At 70.9% G+C, this 14,029-nt stretch carries 17 protein-coding genes; 7 read left to right on the top strand and 10 right to left on the bottom strand.

Features of this window, described 5'->3' with window-relative positions; translation table 11 throughout:
• From AB0K09_RS19815 to AB0K09_RS19805, 3 genes are all read right to left on the bottom strand, one after another.
• Positions 1-449: response regulator transcription factor (locus AB0K09_RS19815; RefSeq protein ID WP_366066681.1), on the bottom strand; the 449-nt coding region annotated here is incomplete at its 3' end.
• A gap of 160 nt (positions 450-609) precedes the next feature.
• Positions 610-1,848, bottom strand: coding sequence for a histidine kinase (locus AB0K09_RS19810; RefSeq protein WP_366066680.1), 1,239 nt, complete (start codon positions 1,846-1,848; stop codon positions 610-612).
• Positions 1,849-1,983: 135 nt separating this feature from the next.
• Positions 1,984-3,108, bottom strand: coding sequence for a histidine kinase (locus AB0K09_RS19805; protein WP_366066679.1), 1,125 nt, complete (start codon positions 3,106-3,108; stop codon positions 1,984-1,986).
• Between the two features lie 198 nt (positions 3,109-3,306).
• On the opposite strand from AB0K09_RS19805, the gene AB0K09_RS19800 reads away from it, so the two are divergent.
• Positions 3,307-4,773 carry a PQQ-binding-like beta-propeller repeat protein gene (locus AB0K09_RS19800; protein ID WP_366066678.1) on the top strand — a complete coding sequence of 489 codons (1,467 nt, stop codon included), beginning with the start codon at positions 3,307-3,309 and terminating at the stop codon, positions 4,771-4,773.
• Here the strand turns inward: AB0K09_RS19800 and AB0K09_RS19795 are convergent.
• Positions 4,682-4,951, bottom strand: a complete 270-nt coding sequence (locus AB0K09_RS19795; protein WP_366066677.1) for a DUF397 domain-containing protein — start codon at positions 4,949-4,951, stop codon at positions 4,682-4,684. The genes AB0K09_RS19800 and AB0K09_RS19795 overlap by 92 nt on opposite strands.
• Entirely contained in the window at positions 4,911-5,777 is an 867-nt protein-coding gene (locus AB0K09_RS19790; protein ID WP_366066676.1) for a helix-turn-helix transcriptional regulator, read from the bottom strand. Before AB0K09_RS19790 ends, AB0K09_RS19795 begins: the two co-directional genes overlap by 41 nt.
• 122 nt (positions 5,778-5,899) lie before the next feature.
• Between AB0K09_RS19790 and AB0K09_RS19785 the strand changes: the two genes are divergently transcribed.
• Positions 5,900-6,052: a hypothetical protein gene (locus AB0K09_RS19785; protein WP_366066675.1), complete on the top strand. Its 153-nt coding sequence runs from the start codon at positions 5,900-5,902 to the stop codon at positions 6,050-6,052.
• A 1-nt stretch (position 6,053) separates the two neighbouring features.
• Here AB0K09_RS19785 and AB0K09_RS19780 read toward each other — a convergent pair whose 3' ends face one another.
• The 3 genes from AB0K09_RS19780 to AB0K09_RS19770 form a co-directional block, all read right to left on the bottom strand.
• Entirely contained in the window at positions 6,054-7,166 is a 1,113-nt protein-coding gene (locus AB0K09_RS19780) for an erythromycin esterase family protein (protein WP_366066674.1), read from the bottom strand.
• A gap of 91 nt (positions 7,167-7,257) precedes the next feature.
• Complete coding sequence (locus AB0K09_RS19775; protein WP_366066673.1) at positions 7,258-8,022, bottom strand: MerR family transcriptional regulator; 765 nt, start codon at positions 8,020-8,022, stop codon at positions 7,258-7,260.
• 84 nt (positions 8,023-8,106) lie between these two features.
• Complete coding sequence (locus AB0K09_RS19770; RefSeq protein WP_366066672.1) at positions 8,107-9,042, bottom strand: AraC family transcriptional regulator; 936 nt, start codon at positions 9,040-9,042, stop codon at positions 8,107-8,109.
• 135 nt (positions 9,043-9,177) lie between these two features.
• Here AB0K09_RS19770 and AB0K09_RS19765 point away from each other — a divergent pair, with 135 nt between their 5' ends.
• Positions 9,178-9,477, top strand: a complete 300-nt coding sequence (locus AB0K09_RS19765; RefSeq protein WP_366066671.1) for a DUF1330 domain-containing protein — start codon at positions 9,178-9,180, stop codon at positions 9,475-9,477.
• A 21-nt stretch (positions 9,478-9,498) separates the two neighbouring features.
• Complete coding sequence (locus AB0K09_RS19760) at positions 9,499-9,942, top strand: hypothetical protein (protein ID WP_366066670.1); 444 nt, start codon at positions 9,499-9,501, stop codon at positions 9,940-9,942.
• A gap of 14 nt (positions 9,943-9,956) precedes the next feature.
• Here the strand turns inward: AB0K09_RS19760 and AB0K09_RS19755 are convergent, their stop codons facing one another.
• Positions 9,957-10,601, bottom strand: a complete 645-nt coding sequence (locus tag AB0K09_RS19755) for a DUF3592 domain-containing protein (RefSeq protein ID WP_366066669.1) — start codon at positions 10,599-10,601, stop codon at positions 9,957-9,959.
• 281 nt (positions 10,602-10,882) lie between these two features.
• Here AB0K09_RS19755 and AB0K09_RS19750 point away from each other — a divergent pair, with 281 nt between their 5' ends.
• Positions 10,883-11,503, top strand: a complete 621-nt coding sequence (locus AB0K09_RS19750; protein ID WP_366066668.1) for a hypothetical protein — start codon at positions 10,883-10,885, stop codon at positions 11,501-11,503.
• Here AB0K09_RS19750 and AB0K09_RS19745 read toward each other — a convergent pair.
• On the bottom strand, positions 11,463-12,467 hold the full coding sequence (locus tag AB0K09_RS19745) for a helix-turn-helix domain-containing protein (protein ID WP_366066667.1): 1,005 nt from the start codon (positions 12,465-12,467) through the stop codon (positions 11,463-11,465). The two genes, AB0K09_RS19750 and AB0K09_RS19745, sit on opposite strands and share 41 nt — an antisense overlap.
• Before the next feature lie 116 nt (positions 12,468-12,583).
• Here AB0K09_RS19745 and AB0K09_RS19740 point away from each other — a divergent pair, with 116 nt between their 5' ends.
• Positions 12,584-13,555: an NADP-dependent oxidoreductase gene (locus AB0K09_RS19740; RefSeq protein WP_366066666.1), complete on the top strand. Its 972-nt coding sequence runs from the start codon at positions 12,584-12,586 to the stop codon at positions 13,553-13,555.
• Positions 13,556-13,682: 127 nt separating this feature from the next.
• Positions 13,683-14,029: transposase (locus AB0K09_RS19735; RefSeq protein WP_366066665.1), on the top strand; the 347-nt coding region annotated here is incomplete at its 3' end.

The raw sequence follows: 14,029 nt of genomic DNA, 5'->3' as shown, positions 1-14,029 counted from the left end.
CGCAGCACCTCGGACTCCCGCGACGTCAGCGGACTCTCGCTGCCGCCCCACGCGGCCAGGGCCAGCTTCGGGTCGATGGACCGCTGGCCGGCCGCCACCCGGCGGATCGCGGTGGCCAGTTCGTCCGGCGGCGCGTCCTTCAGCAGATATCCCGAGACGTGCGCGGCCAGGGCCCGGCGCAGGGTGCCCGGACGGCCGAGGTTGGTGAGGATGAGCGTCCGGCACTCCGGCATCCGCTCCCGCAGCTCGGCCGCGGCGGTCAGACCGTCGACCCCCGGCAGGTCGATGTCGATGATCGCCACGTCCGGCCGGTGCTTGAGCGCCGCGTCCACGATCTCGTCGCCGCGCTCCAGCTCGCACACGACCTCGATGTCATGCTCCAGGTTCAATAGCGCCACCAGCGCTCCGCGGACCATGTTCATGTCCTCGGCCAGAAGTATCCGTATCACCGGGCTGCCCTCATCTGTTGCCGTCTGCGGGTCGGGTGTGGGGGTAAAGCGGGGGGTGCTGCGGGGGTGCTTCGAAGGTGCTGTGGGGGAGGTGGGATCTTACCAATACTTGATCATGCGGTATGAGAGTTATTGCGGAGAGTTATACGGAATCCGCAATTCAGGCGCCCGGGCCGCCGGCCGCGAACTCTGCGTCACGCAAGGCCCGTTGGCCGGCCCCACCCCCAGCGGGGGCCTCGGCCGTCAGGCGGAACGTGCCGTCGTCGGCGTGGCCGAAGGTCAGCCGGCCCCCGATCGCCTCCAGCCGCGTCGCCAGGTTCCCGAGGCCGCTGCCGCTGTCCGGGGAGGCGTCGCGATGGCCGGGATCAGCACCGTCGTTGACCACGGCCAGCCGCACGCGGGCGTCGTGGAACCGGGTCACGGTGATGGCGCAGTGCGTGGCCCTGCTGTGCCGCAGGAGGTTGGTGACCGCTTCCCGCAGCACGGTCGCGAGGACGGTGTCGACCTGGCGGTCGACCGGTCCGAGGGAGAAGTCGATCCGCACGTCGACCTCGGCGGCGCCCAACACCGAGCGTGCGGAGGCGACTTCCTGCTCCAGCGACATCTCCCGGTAGCCGCTGGCGACGGTGCGCACGTCGGCCAGGGACTGGCGCGAAATCGTCAGCACCTCGGCGACCTCGTCGACGGCCTGCTCGGGCTGGACGTGGATGAGGCGGCGGATGAGCTCGGTCTTGAGGGTGATGGAGGAGAGGCTGTAACCGAGCAGGTCGTGCAGGTCGCGGGCGAAACGGAGCCGTTCCTGGGCGACGGCCATGCGGGCGAGTTCGTCGCGGGTCTCATGGAGTTCGTGGATCACTCGGGAGAGGTGTGTGAGGCCGTAGACGGTGATGCCGCAGAGCAGCGACGACTGGCTGAAGTAGATGCTCATGTCCCAGGCCTGGCCGCTCAGCAGCGGACCGGCGAACATGCCGACGCCCAGCACCCCGTACAGCGTCCAGGCCACTCGCGGCGGCAGGAGCAGGAGGAGCGACCCGGCGAAGAAGCCGGCCATGGATCCCCACCAGTCGTGCAGGAGAACGACCGGCAGATAGCTGAGGATGCCCTGGCAGCCCAGGGTCAGGTACTTGAGCCGCCCCAGGCGACGCTGGATCCACGGTGTGGAGTGGCAGTACTGCAGGACGGCGTTCACCGCCAGCCCGGCGAGGTTCCAGCCCTTCTGAGTGCCGGTCAGATCCTCGCCCAGCACATTGATCGTGATGACGTGGACATAGCTCAGCAGCATGGCCAGGAGAATGCCCCGGGCCAGCCGGGGGGCGGGCAGCCTGACAGTGCTCCCGGCGTCGGCTCTGCCTTCCGCGGCGCCCTCCCGGGTGCCGTCGGATCGCTCGGCGGTCTCCATCCGTGGTCCAGCCCCCCTTCATCATGACGTCCTCGATCGCACCGCACCCCCTCACCATAGGTGCACGATGCAGGCAGGCTCTCCGGCTCTCGTGGCTCTCCGGGCTCTCCGTCTCGACGGTCTCCCAGCACCGGTTCACATGGCGGGACCGTCGACCGCGAACTCCCGTGCCGGCACGACCGGTTCATCGTCGTCCGGAACTGCCGGGGCCTCTGCCTCCAAGCGAAACACGCCCTCGTCCGAGCGGCTGAAAATCAACCGCCCACCGACGGCCTCCAGCCGCGTGGCCAGATTGCCGAGGCCGCTGCCGCTGTCCGGCGACACGTCCCGGTGAGCGGGATCGGCACCGTCGTTGACCACCGAGAGACGGACCCGCCCCCGTCCGGAACGCGCCACGGAAATCACGCAGCTGCCGGCCTTGCTGTGCCGCAGCACGTTCGTGACGGCTTCCCTCAGCACCGTGGCGAGGACCGTGTCGACCTGCCGGCTCACCTTGTCCAACGAGATGTCGGTCCGCACGCCCACCTCCGCCGCCGTCAGGACCGACCGGGCGGAGAGGAGTTCCTGCTCCAGCGACATCTCGCGATAGCCACTGGCGACGGTGCGCACGTCGGCCAGGGACTGGCGAGAAATGGCCAGTACCTCCGCGACCTCGCGCACGGCCTGCTCGGGCTGGACCGGGATCAGACGGCGGATCAGCTCGCTCTTGAGCGTGATGGACGAGAGGCTGTAGCCGAGGAGATCGTGCAGATCCCGGGAGAAGCGCAGCCTCTCCCGCGTCACGGCCATGCGGGCGAGCTCGCGCCGGGTGTCGAGCAGAGCCTGGATCACTTGGGAGAGGTGCGACAGCCCGTAGACGACGACGCCGCAGAGCATCGTCATCTGGCTGTGGTAGAGGCTTACCTCCGCGGTGCGACCGCTCAGGAGCGGGGAGAAGAACATGCTGGCGCTCACCGCCCCGTACAGCGCCCAGGCCGGTCGCGGCGGTAGCAGCAGGAGGAGCGATCCGGCGAGGAATCCGGCCATGTTCCCCCACCAGTTCCCGTAGATCACGATCGGCAGGTAGGTGAACAGCGCCTGGATGCCCAGCGTCAGGTACTTGCGCCGCCCCAGACGACGCGGGGCCTCGGGCGCGGAGTGGAAGTACTGCATGAAACAGATGGCGAAGAGCCCGAGGAGGCCGAGGGCCAGTGCACCATGGCTGAACTTCTGGCCCAGCAGGTTCAGCACGGTCATTCCGGCGTACGAAAGCAGCGACACGACGAGGATGCCGCGCGCCAGCCGGGGGGCGGGGAGGACGGGGCCGGGATGGCGGGGCCCTCCCTCGGTCTCACCCCCCGGCTGGCCCGTCCCTCCGGACCGATCGCGAGGTTTCATCCGCGTCGCCGCCCCTCCATCGTCACACGCCCCCACCGTGTCGGCAGCATAAGTGAAGCAAGTCCGGGCCGCAGTAAGGATGTGCGCTACGCGAACAGAGGGCTGCCCGAACGGCTACACGAACAAGGGAATCGGGTTGAGGTTCTCGTACGCGGTGGGTTCCGGGAGCCGCCCGAGGGCGACGGGCACGTCGTACAGCCGGCCGACCTCGCGCTGTGGGACACCGTCGAACTCGACCAGCACATCGAGGGACTCGCCTTCCACCCCGTGCTGCCGCTGCTCGGCGTCACCACGGAGGAGGGCGACGAGGTGCGCCGCGAGGGCACCCTCCTGCTCTACGAGCCCGCCGCCCGGCGGCACACCGCCCACCGCTTCGACGGCGTGGGCGCGGACGCCCTGCGCTGGCTCGACGAGCAACGGCTGGAGGTCACGTTCGCCGTGCCGGACGTCCGCTACGAGCGGGACGGCTGCGACGCGTACGAGCGCTGCGTCGCCCGGCTGGAGGACGGCGCGCTCACCTTCGGTCCCCGGACCCCGGTGGACGACGGCGCGGTCTTCCTGGGCGATCCGGTCGCTCCGGGCGTCTGGCCGGGCCGCGAACGCCTGGCGGCTCTCGCCGGGTCCGCGGGGCGCAGCTGGTCCCCGCGCGACGCGGTGACCGCCGTCGAGCCCCTGCGCGACGGGCGGCTGTTGTGCGTGCGCGACCACAGCGTCCTGCTGGAGTGCTGGACGCCTGGCGGCGAGCTGCTGTGGTCCGTCCCCGTGCCGGACGACACGTTTCACCGCGCGGGCGGCGAACTGTACGTCGCGCCGGACGAACGGACGGCCTGGGTGACGGTGCTCATCGGCACCAGCGACGACAAGAAGACCCTGCTCCAGCGCGTCGACCTGGCCGACGGCTCCGTCGTGGCCGAGCGCCGGCTCGGCTTCCCTGTCGTCCTCTCCGCCCGCACGGACGGCGTCTGGGCGGCCCGCGACTCCCGCGACCTGTGGCCTCCGGCCCGGTGGGCGCCCTCGGACGCGGTCGTGTTCACGCCGACGGGACGGGAACTGGCAGCGGTGGCTTTGGGCGAGTACGACCGCCGGACGGACGAGTTCCGTGTCCCGAACTCACCGCACCTGCTGTTCGTGCAGGAGCGGGAGCCGGGCGAGAAGTGGGTGGTGCGGGTCGGGCCCGACGGCATCGAGCCGCTGTTCCTGTTCGGGTGGGAGTCGGGCGGGCACGGGGTGATGGCCGGGGACGGCCTCGTCCACACCGGTGGTACGCGCCTCGTGCGGCGCACGTTCCCCGAGGGGGAGGTGGTGTGGACGTACGAGGCCGGGTCGACGGTACTGGGCGTGGACGCGCGGGGCGGCTACGTCTACGTCGTGACGGCGGCACGGGAGTTGGTGACGTTGCGGGCGGAGGACGGCGAAGAAGCCGGCCGCGTGCCGACCGCTGCCGGCTCGCACGTCTTCACTCCGCTGAGCCTGCGCATCGCGCCGGGAGACGGGGAACTGCTGATCGGAACGGCGGAGGGGCGGGTTCTCGCGATGCGAGCGCCCTGACGAATGCCTGCCAGGCGGGGGCGGGGAAGGCGAGTGCGGGGCGGTGGGGGCGTTTGCTGTCGCGTATGTGGACGGTGGCACCGCCTTGGGACCATTCGAGGCAACCGCCACCGCCTTCACCGTTGCTGTGGCTGGACTTATGCCAGCCCGAACGGAAGAGCGGCGGAATTGTTCTCATGAGGAATCTCCTTCATGACCATCCTGATGAAGGTCGCGCTGTCACGGGGCGACAGCGCGCATGCGCTGACCCAAGCGAACGCGTCACGATGGCGTCGAACAAGGTCCGGGTCCTCGACCGAGACGCTCCTTGAGGCGCCCTCCTCATAGGCGATCGTGATGTTGTCATGCAAGGTGTACAGCGTCAATTGCCCACAGAGAGCCGGGTACTCCGTGTGTGCAAACGGCAGCACCTGAACGAGGATCGGTGACCCGCTCGCAAGGTCCGCCAGCGTGGCAAGTTGCTCGTACCAGACGCCGGGCGTGCCAACGGGACGTCGTAGCACTGCCTCGTCGACGACATACGCGATGCGCGGGGGCGAGTCGGACCGCAGAAGCTTCTTGCGACCCATGCGTTCCGCCACCAGCTCTTCGACCTTCTCCTCAGTCCGCCGATGGTCAAAGCCACGGAACAGCTCGCGAGCGTAGCCTTCTGTCTGGATCAGCCCAGGGATGAAGTAGCCAGCGAACTCCTTGATGAACTCGGCTTGGTTTTCGAGGTCCAACCGCCGCTGAATGTTGTCGGGAAACGGCTCGTGCCGTGCGGTCTCATAGATCCGCTCGAAGATGCCGTCCGTCCCGAACGCCGCGTCGAGCAGCGGCGGCAGCTCCGGTGGCGGCACGACCTCCGCGACCTCCACACGCGCCAGGTGACTGCTGCTGTAGCGGACGATCTTTCCGAGTCGCGCCAGGCTCAGCCCCGCCTTCTCGCGCTGCATGCGCATCTCCGCACCGAACAGGTGCCGTGCGGACCGTCCCGGCGTGAGCTGACGTCGCCGTCGTGGCATGGCGGACTCCCCCCGTCATCCCTGGATCGAGGTGGGGACACGTACCCCTTCCGCAGCGTACGCGCGGAGCGCAACGCTGGGGGCACACACGGTCATTACCCCCCACTCACGAGGTATCCCCCATGCTCAAGAAGTCCTCCGGCCGCCGTTCCGCGCCGTGCGCGGAGTGCCTGCGCATCAAGGCCGCGTACTACGCCGCCTCACGCACGGGTGATCGTGCCCTCGCCCTGTCGTGGATCACGGCGATGGGCCGGCACTTCCGGGCCGTGCACTGACTCACGGCAACCAGCGCACCGGCGAGGCCTCACGGAAGTGAACGAGCGCGTCGAACGCGTCGGCCAGGGAATCGACGGCAAGGAACCCGGTCCCGTCGTGGGACGGGTCGTAGACGCCACTGATGACGCGCAGCTTCGCCGGTCCGTCCCGGTCGTCGCGGCGGGGGTCCGACCAGCCCTCGGGGAGCCGCGCGTCGACGAGGTCCGCACCCGGGGCGGGGACGGCGTGGACGCCGAGGTCGCCGTGGTGGAAGCCGATCGCCACGGACACGTACGCACTGCCGTGACGTCCGCGCAGCACGCTGCCGACGGTGGCCTGCGGGCCGCGTTCGGGGGCCATGCCCAGGGTGACCTCGGTCGCCGACGTGTGGGCGATGCCGTCCCAGTAGACGACGCGCCGGCCGGCCCACTCGTCGATCGCATCGGCCCAGGTGACCGCGTCGCCCGCGTAGTTGTCGCGGCCGGCGACGCTGCGTTCGTGGAAGGCGACGATCAGCCGCATCCGGGCGACTATGTCCCCCTCGGCCCCCGGCACCGCACTGACCAGCGCCAGCGCGTCGCGGGCGTGCTCGGCGAACGGGCGCCCGGGGTGCACGCCCTGGGCGCGCTGCACGTGCTCGTCGAGGCGGTGTGCGGTCCGGATGGGCTCCAGGTGACCGGCCAGTTCCGCGAGCCGTTCCGGGGCGGAAAGCCGGACGTGGTCGAGGACGGCGTCGTAGTCCGCGGGCCCCGCCTGCACCGGCTTGACGCCGAAGATCCGGACGGGGTCGTCCGCGTGGTCCTGGTTGAACGCGCGTATCCACTCCAGCGCCCCGGCCATTTCTGCCGTGCGCTGGGGACGCCACGCGTCGGCCAGGGCATCCTCGGCCGAACCCTCGCCGCCGTTGACGTACGCGTCGAGGCGGGCGCCGACGCCGGCACTGTCCTGGACGGCCAGCGCCCGGAAGCCGTGGTGCCGGACGAGCCGCCGGAAGAGCTGGTCCTGTGTGCCGAAGACCTCTCGGGAGAAGCGCGTGGACTCCCCGATGCCGACGATCGAGGCGCCGGCGGCGATCGTCTCGGCGAGCTCGTCGAATGCGGCGCCGGTGAGCGGTGGGACGGTGGCGGTGTTCATGCCGCACAGCCTCACACCTGAAGTTTGCTTGAGGTCAAGATCGCGGTGTGGGCCGGGGGTCTGCAGCCCCCCGGCGACGTGAGCGATCGGCTCAGCTCAGCCGCTCGTCGGCGTAGAAGGCCATCGCGTCGCGCTGGTACTCGGCCAGCCCGTCGGCGATCCTGTCGTAGTTCTCCCGGAACCGCGGGTCGTCGACGTAGGTCCGGCCCAGGCCCTTGTAGGCGCAGGCGTTCGGGGTCCAGAAGCGGCAGATGCCCTGGTAGTGGGCGTCGATCTCGGCCTGGACGGCCGGGTCGCCGACCGGGGTGCCGGCCACCATGTGCTCCGCCAGGCGGATCATCTGGGCGGTCACCTCACGCTGCCAATGCTCGGTGTCCTCGGGGGTCATCGTCTCGACGGCCCGCCGGGACTGCTCCCACTGCTCGGGCCAGCGCTCCCGCACCTCCGCGTCGAGCTCGGGGTCGGAGGCGTCGAAGCCCTCGAAGAGGTTCTCGGGCCGGTTGATCTTCGCCATGTCCTTGTCCTTGTTCTCCTCCAGTTCGGCGATGGTGCGGCCGACCGTGCGAGCCAGCGTCTCCAGCCGGTCCCGTTCCACCAGCAGCCGCCGGTGGTGCTCGCGGAGCACGGCCACCTGGTCGAGCCCGCTGTCCAGGACCGCCTGGATCTCCCGCAGCCCCAGGCCCAGCTCCCGCATCAGCAGGATCTGCTGCAACCGCAGCAGCTCGGCCTCCTCGTAGTAGCGATGCCCGTTGCTCCCGATCCACGCGGGCGGCAGCAGGCCGATCTCGTCGTAGTGGCGCAGGGTCCGGGACGTCACTTTGGACATCCGGGCCACGTCCGCGATCGACCAGGCCATTGTGCGTGCCTCCCATCGCCGGGCCGGTCCCTCCGGCCCACAGGGAAGACCGTAGAAGTTGACGCAACGGAAAGCGCAAACCCTCTAACGGGGCGCGGCGCGGTCCTTGCGGAAGGCGCCCGGCGCGGTACCGAATTCCCGCTTGAAGGCGTTGGCGAAGGCGAACTCCGAGGCGTAACCGACCTGGCGCGCGACGGCCGCCAGTGGCGCGTCGCTCTCCCGCAGGAGGCGTGCGGCGGTGCTCAGCCGCCACCAGGTGAGGTAGGCCATGGGCGACTGGCCGACGTAGGAGCTGAACCGCGTCGCGAAGGTCGTACGGGACAGGCCCACCGACGCGGCCAGGTTCTGCACGCTCCAGGAACGCGCCGGATCGCGGTGCATCCGGTCGAGCGCGGCGGCGACGGCGGGGTCCCGTAGGGCCGCGCACCAGCCCCCGTTCTCCACCGGGCACTGCTGCTCCAGCCACGCGCGCAGGGCGTACACGATGAGCAGGTCCAGCAGGGCCGGAAGTGCGGCGTCCGATCCTGCCCGGTCCCGCACGGCGTCGTGGCTCAGCAGTTCGACCGCCGAGCGGAGCTGAGCGTGCCGGTCGGGGCTCGCGGGAAGGTGGATGACCTGAGGAAGGCTCCGCAGGAAGGGATGGACCACGTCCCGGTTGAGCCGGTAGGCGCCGCACAGCAGGAGCGTCTGATCACCGGCCGGCTCCTCGTCGCCGACGTCCGTGACCAGGTCCGGCCCGTGCGTCTCGGTCCGGTCCCGGGGGAGCTGGTCCAGCGTCCGGTCGGGATTGTCGCTGACCCCGTGGGCGGCACCGTGCGGCAGGAAGACGACATCGCCGGTCGTCAGCCGCAGCGGGGCGCCCTCCGGAGGTATCAGCCAGCAGTCTCCGCCGAGCACGACGTGGAAGCCGGCCCCCGGATAGGGGCCGAAGCGGCTTCCCCACCGGCCGGAGCGCCGGGAGCGGGTGACCTTGGCACGGCCGGCCTTCATCGTCGTCACCACATCGCTCAGCACGTCCATTTCGCGAATCTATCGCGCGTCCCGCAGGTCGGACGATGACGCATGTTCGCCGGCGTTTGACGCATGGGGGTGACCACGCCCTGCGCCGTACGGTCGTGTCACCGCCCACCGAAGGCCCCTTGGAGGAGCCGACCCATGACCGCGTACGTAGTGATCGACCTGGACGTCGACGACCCCGCCGGCTTCCAGCAGTACGTCGACGCCGTGACCCCGCTGATCGAAAAGGCCGGGGCGCGCAGTCTTCTCATCGACGACGACTGCCTGGTGCTGGAGGGGGACTGGCGCCCCCCGGCCCTCGTCATCCACGAATTCCCCAGCAAGGAAGCCGTCCGCACGTTCTGGGACGCCCCGGAGTACCAGCCGCTGAAGGCACTGCGCCGCCGGCACTCGACGGTCGGCGTCGTCGTCGGGGAAGCCGCCCACCCGGGCCACTGATCTCACAAGGAGCGAAACACCATGCTGCACACCATCAAAAGACTCGCGATGGCCGGAGCGGCGACGGCCGGCCTGTTCTCGGGTGCGACGGCCACGGCACCGGCCGCCAACGCCGCGGGCGGGTACAACATCATGATCGACGTGCGGGAGACGTTCTTCGTCGCCGACTACTGCCTCCTGTCCGACACCAGCGGCAACAAGGGCGCCGCGTGCAGCGGCAACAAGCCGGCCTTCACGTCCTTCCGGGAGGGCGTGGCCTACAAGCCGGGAGACCGGGTGTGGATAGACATCAACATTGTGGGCGGTAAGGACCGCAAGGGCATCGACCTCAAAGGCAGCCGCTACATCCGGGTGTCGGGAAGTACCCTCGCCGTGCAGGTCTGCGGGTGGGACAGTCTGGCCCAGTACCACTCCGGCATGGCCGGGGCGTCCCTGCACGGCACCGCCTTCTGCGCGCCCGGCTGACCCACGGGGACTGCCTACGGCATGCCCGTCGGCCAGCCCTCCGGGGGCTTGGGGAAGTCGTCCGGCGGGCCGCTGGGCAGCGGGGGCAGGGACGGGAAGGGCGGGGGCGTGGGCACGGAGTGCGACGGCGGCGCGGGGGCCGGTGTCGTCGGCGCCGTCGGGAACGTGGCCGGGTCGTGCTTGCCGATCTCGTCGGTCACCCCCGACATCACCCGTCCGACCGTGAAGAAGACGCCCGTCACCACCAGGCACAGCAGCGTCCCGAAGATGAGGAAGCCCAGCTGCAGACGGAACTTGGCGATGGCCCCGCGGTCCCCCGGCGGCAGGGCCGTCGCCCGGTCCGGGCGGCCCTGCGGGTAGCGCACGGTGACGACGTCCCCGTCGAAGACGGTGGCGGAGCCGGTCTCCTCGAAGCGCTGCGTCCGGCCGTCCGGGGTCGTGAACTCGTACACGTGGCTCATCGAGCGGTTCGTGCTCTCGTGCGTGCCGCGCCGCCACGTGGTCGTGGTCACGAACGTGCGCAGACAGCGGCCCCGGGTCTCGACCCCTCGGTACCAGGCGGCGTCGAGGCGGCGGCGCTTGGCGACCGTACTGACTGTCGCGGCCACCGCGCCGGCGGTCATGAGGCCCGGCAGGACCGGGAGGATGTACTCGATCATTGAGCCCTCGATAGGCGAAGCGGAATGACGGATTTGGCCGCGTCGAGCGACATTTGATCTTTCCGCCTGAAACATGCGCAGGCAACGCGTACTGCCGTGACCTGGGACACAGCGGCCGCCGGCGTCCCGGCGCCGGGCCGGTCACCCTCGGGGGCGAGGACGGCTAGCCCGCGCGGCGGAGACGGATCCGTTCTCGCGGACGACGATCAGGGGCGGCGCGGCGGCCAGGATGGATCACGTCGGACAGCGAACGACTCCCGATCAACTCCCAAGGAGCGACCGTGATTTCCTCCCGCCGCAAGACCGCCGCCGTGCTCGCCGCGCTCGCCGTGACCGTCACCCTGGCCGGCACCTCCGCGGCTTCCGCCTCCGCCACCGAGCACCGGGAGGCGCACAAGCCGGCCGTCGCGAGCGTCACCGGCAGCGCGACGTTCGAGCTGCCCTACTGGAAGGACAAGGACGTCCGCTCGTTCAGCTTCGACGCGCACGGCGCCCCGTACACCCACGCCCTGCCGGGGGCGCCCCAGGGGTTGCCCTTCGACGCCGAGGGCACGGTCAAGGTCTCGCACCACTCCGCCGATCAGAACGTCACCCACACCGCCGAGGGCCGGGTGGACTGCCTGGTCACCGGGCCGCACACCGCGACCCTGACGGCGGTCATCACCAAGGTCAGCCCCGGTGGGCCGGACTGGGTGGGCAAGCGGATCGGCTTCAGCGTCTCCGACGGCGGCAAGGGCGAGCGCGACCGGGTCGGGTTCTCCTGGAACGGCCTGAACCTCGACGACAAGGGGCAGGACGTCCCCGTCGGCACCTGCATGGCCCCCGCGCCGTACGCGCCCGTCGTCAAGGGCGGTTACACCGTCAAGCACGCCGAGCTGCCGGCGCCCCCGTGGAAGAAGTGACGGCACCGAACGTCCGCCGGTACGCCTGCGGGGAGACGCCCAGCACCGTCCGCAGTTGCTGCCGCAGCGACGCGCCCGTGCCGAAGCCCGCGCGGTGGGCGACCGTGTCGACCGGCAGGTCGCTCGTCTCCAGCAGGTGCCGCGCCCGCTCGACGCGCTGGAGCGTCAGCCACTGGCCGGGGCTCTGGCCGGTCTCGGCGCGGAAGCGGCGGGTGAAGGTGCGCACGCTCATGCCGGCGTGCGCGGCGAGACGCCGCAGGTCGATCGGCTGGTCGAGGTGGTCGAGCGCCCAGGCGCGGGTCGCCGCGGTGCCGGTGTCGGCCAGGTCGGGGACGGGCCGGCGGACGAACTGGGCCTGGCCGCCGTCCCGCCACGGCGGCACCACGCACAGCCGGGCCGCCTCGTTGGCGACCTCGCTGCCGTGGTCGCGGCGGACGATGTGCAGGCACAGGTCGACGCCGGCGGCCGCGCCGGCGGAGGTGAGGACGTCGCCGTCGTCGACGAAGAGGACGTCCGGGTCGATGCGGACGTCGGTGAAGAGCCGCTGCATGTGACCGGCCTCCTGCCAGTGCGTGGTGGCGGGCCGCCCGCGCAGCAGTCCCGCCGCGGCGAGGACGTAGGCGCCCGTGCAGAGCGCCACCACGCGCGTACCGGGACGGATGTGGGCCAGCGCCTCGTGCACGGGGGTCGTGAGGCGGCCCTCCTCCAGGAGCGGGCCCGGCCGGTGGGACGGCGGGATGACGACCGTGTCCGCCTCGGCCAGCACGGACGCGTCGTGCTCGACGGCGATCCCGAAGCCGGCCTCGGACCGCACGGGACGCCCGTCGGGGCTGCACGTGAGGATCTCGTAGAGCGGCTCGCCGGCCGGGCCGCGCGCCACGCCGAAGATGCGGGGCGCGATGCCCAGCTCGAAGGTGAGAACCCCGTCCAGGGCCAGGACGACGACGCGATGCGGGGAAGGCATGGCCCGATTCTTTCATGCCATGGCCATCGGGCCACTGTCCCGGGCCCGGGAACTCGGCGAAGCTGGATGCCGAGCCCGGGAAAACCGGGAGCAATGCATACACAGAGGGCATTTTCATGACCACCGAGAACGCGCAGACCATGCAGGCCGTCGTCCAGGACCGCGCCGGCGGGCCCGAGGTCCTCCGGCTGACCGAGGTACCCCGGCCCGTGCCCGGCCCGGCGGAGATCCTGGTGCGCGTGCACGCCGCCGGCGTCAACCCGGTCGACTGGAAGGTCCGGGAGCGCGGGTTCGCCTTCTACGGCCAGCAGCCGCCCTTCACCGTGGGCTGGGACGTCTCCGGCGTGGTGGAGGAGGTCGGCCCGGGTGTGACCCTGTTCGCCCCCGGCGACGAGGTCTTCGGCATGCCGCGCTTCCCGCAGGTCGCCTCCGGCTACGCCGAGTACGTCACCGCGCCCAGCCGCCACTTCGCGCGTGTCCCCGAGGGCCTCGGCCACGTCCGGGCGGCCGCTCTGCCGCTCGCCGCACTGACCGCCTGGCAGGCGCTCGTCGACACGGCGGACGTCCGGCCCGGCCAGCGCGTGCTGATCCACGCCGCCGCCGGCGGCGTCGGTCACCTCGCCGTCCAGATCGCCAAGGCGCGCGGCGCGTACGTCATCGGCACGGCCAGCGCCGGCAAGCACGACTTCCTGCGCGGCCTGGGCGCCGACGAGCTGATCGACTACACCGCCCAGGACTTCGCCGAGACCGTCCGCGACGTCGACATCGTCATCGACACGATCGGCGGCGAGTACGCCGGCCGCTCCCTGCGCACGCTGAAGCGGGGCGGCACGCTCGTCGCCATCGTGCCGCCGGCGGAGGACTTCCCCTGGGAGCAGGCCCGCGAGGCCGGCGTCCGCGCGGTCTTCGTGATGGTCGAGGCCGACGGCACCGGCATGAAGGAGATCGCCGCACTCGTGGAGAGCGGCCAGCTGCGCGCCGAGGTCGCGGCGACCTTCCCCCTGGCGGAGGCGGGCCGCGCCCACGAGCTGGGCGAGACCAACCGCACCGCCGGCAAGATCGTCCTGACGGTGGCGGACAGGCCGTAAGGACTGGACACGGCCGTCACCCCTGAAGCCGGCGGTGATCAGCTTCCGAAGAGGCACAGCCCCACCAGCACCCAGGAACTGTCCGGCCGATCATGTGACTGTCGCCTGATCGGCTCGTTCTCCAGGTATGGGGCGGGGAGAACGCGGTGATCTGTCGGACGCGGAGTGGGAACGGCTCCGGCCGTTCCTGCCGGTCAGCAACGGTCGGTGCGGGCGGTGGCGTGATCACCGGCAGGTGATCGACGGGATCTTGCACCGGGTGCGGACTGGGGTGCACTGGCGCGACCTGCCAGAACGGTTCGGGCCGTGGAAGACGGCCTACGAGCGCCATCGGCTTTGGTCGGCCGACGGCACCTGGGAACGGCTGCTGCAGCAGCATCAGCACGCGTCCGGTGCCCTGACCGACCCACCCCCGGCACCCGCCGCGCCAAAGGGGGACAACGCGCCAGAACATCAGGGCGAACCGTGGCAGAG

Origin of the sequence: Streptomyces sp. NPDC049577 (assembly GCF_040675635.1) — a bacterium.
In the GTDB taxonomy this organism is placed as follows: Bacteria; Actinomycetota; Actinomycetes; order Streptomycetales; family Streptomycetaceae; genus Streptomyces.
The sequence above is the reverse complement of the archived record's forward strand: the minus strand, read 5'-3'. Positions and strand labels throughout refer to the sequence as shown.

What these genes read in the sequence shown, in the direction of transcription:
- AB0K09_RS19810 (WP_366066680.1), bottom strand. Translation starts at nt 1,848, where the DNA reads ATGGAGACCGCCGAGCGATCCGACGGCACCCGGGAGGGCGCCGCGGAA.
- AB0K09_RS19795 (WP_366066677.1), bottom strand. Translation starts at nt 4,951, where the DNA reads ATGAGAACAATTCCGCCGCTCTTCCGTTCGGGCTGGCATAAGTCCAGC.
- AB0K09_RS19790 (WP_366066676.1), bottom strand. Translation starts at nt 5,777, where the DNA reads ATGCCACGACGGCGACGTCAGCTCACGCCGGGACGGTCCGCACGGCAC.
- AB0K09_RS19785 (WP_366066675.1), top strand. Translation starts at nt 5,900, where the DNA reads ATGCTCAAGAAGTCCTCCGGCCGCCGTTCCGCGCCGTGCGCGGAGTGC.
- AB0K09_RS19780 (WP_366066674.1), bottom strand. Translation starts at nt 7,166, where the DNA reads ATGAACACCGCCACCGTCCCACCGCTCACCGGCGCCGCATTCGACGAG.
- AB0K09_RS19775 (WP_366066673.1), bottom strand. Translation starts at nt 8,022, where the DNA reads ATGGCCTGGTCGATCGCGGACGTGGCCCGGATGTCCAAAGTGACGTCC.
- AB0K09_RS19770 (WP_366066672.1), bottom strand. Translation starts at nt 9,042, where the DNA reads ATGGACGTGCTGAGCGATGTGGTGACGACGATGAAGGCCGGCCGTGCC.
- AB0K09_RS19765 (WP_366066671.1), top strand. Translation starts at nt 9,178, where the DNA reads ATGACCGCGTACGTAGTGATCGACCTGGACGTCGACGACCCCGCCGGC.
- AB0K09_RS19760 (WP_366066670.1), top strand. Translation starts at nt 9,499, where the DNA reads ATGCTGCACACCATCAAAAGACTCGCGATGGCCGGAGCGGCGACGGCC.
- AB0K09_RS19755 (WP_366066669.1), bottom strand. Translation starts at nt 10,601, where the DNA reads ATGATCGAGTACATCCTCCCGGTCCTGCCGGGCCTCATGACCGCCGGC.
- AB0K09_RS19745 (WP_366066667.1), bottom strand. Translation starts at nt 12,467, where the DNA reads ATGCCTTCCCCGCATCGCGTCGTCGTCCTGGCCCTGGACGGGGTTCTC.
- AB0K09_RS19740 (WP_366066666.1), top strand. Translation starts at nt 12,584, where the DNA reads ATGACCACCGAGAACGCGCAGACCATGCAGGCCGTCGTCCAGGACCGC.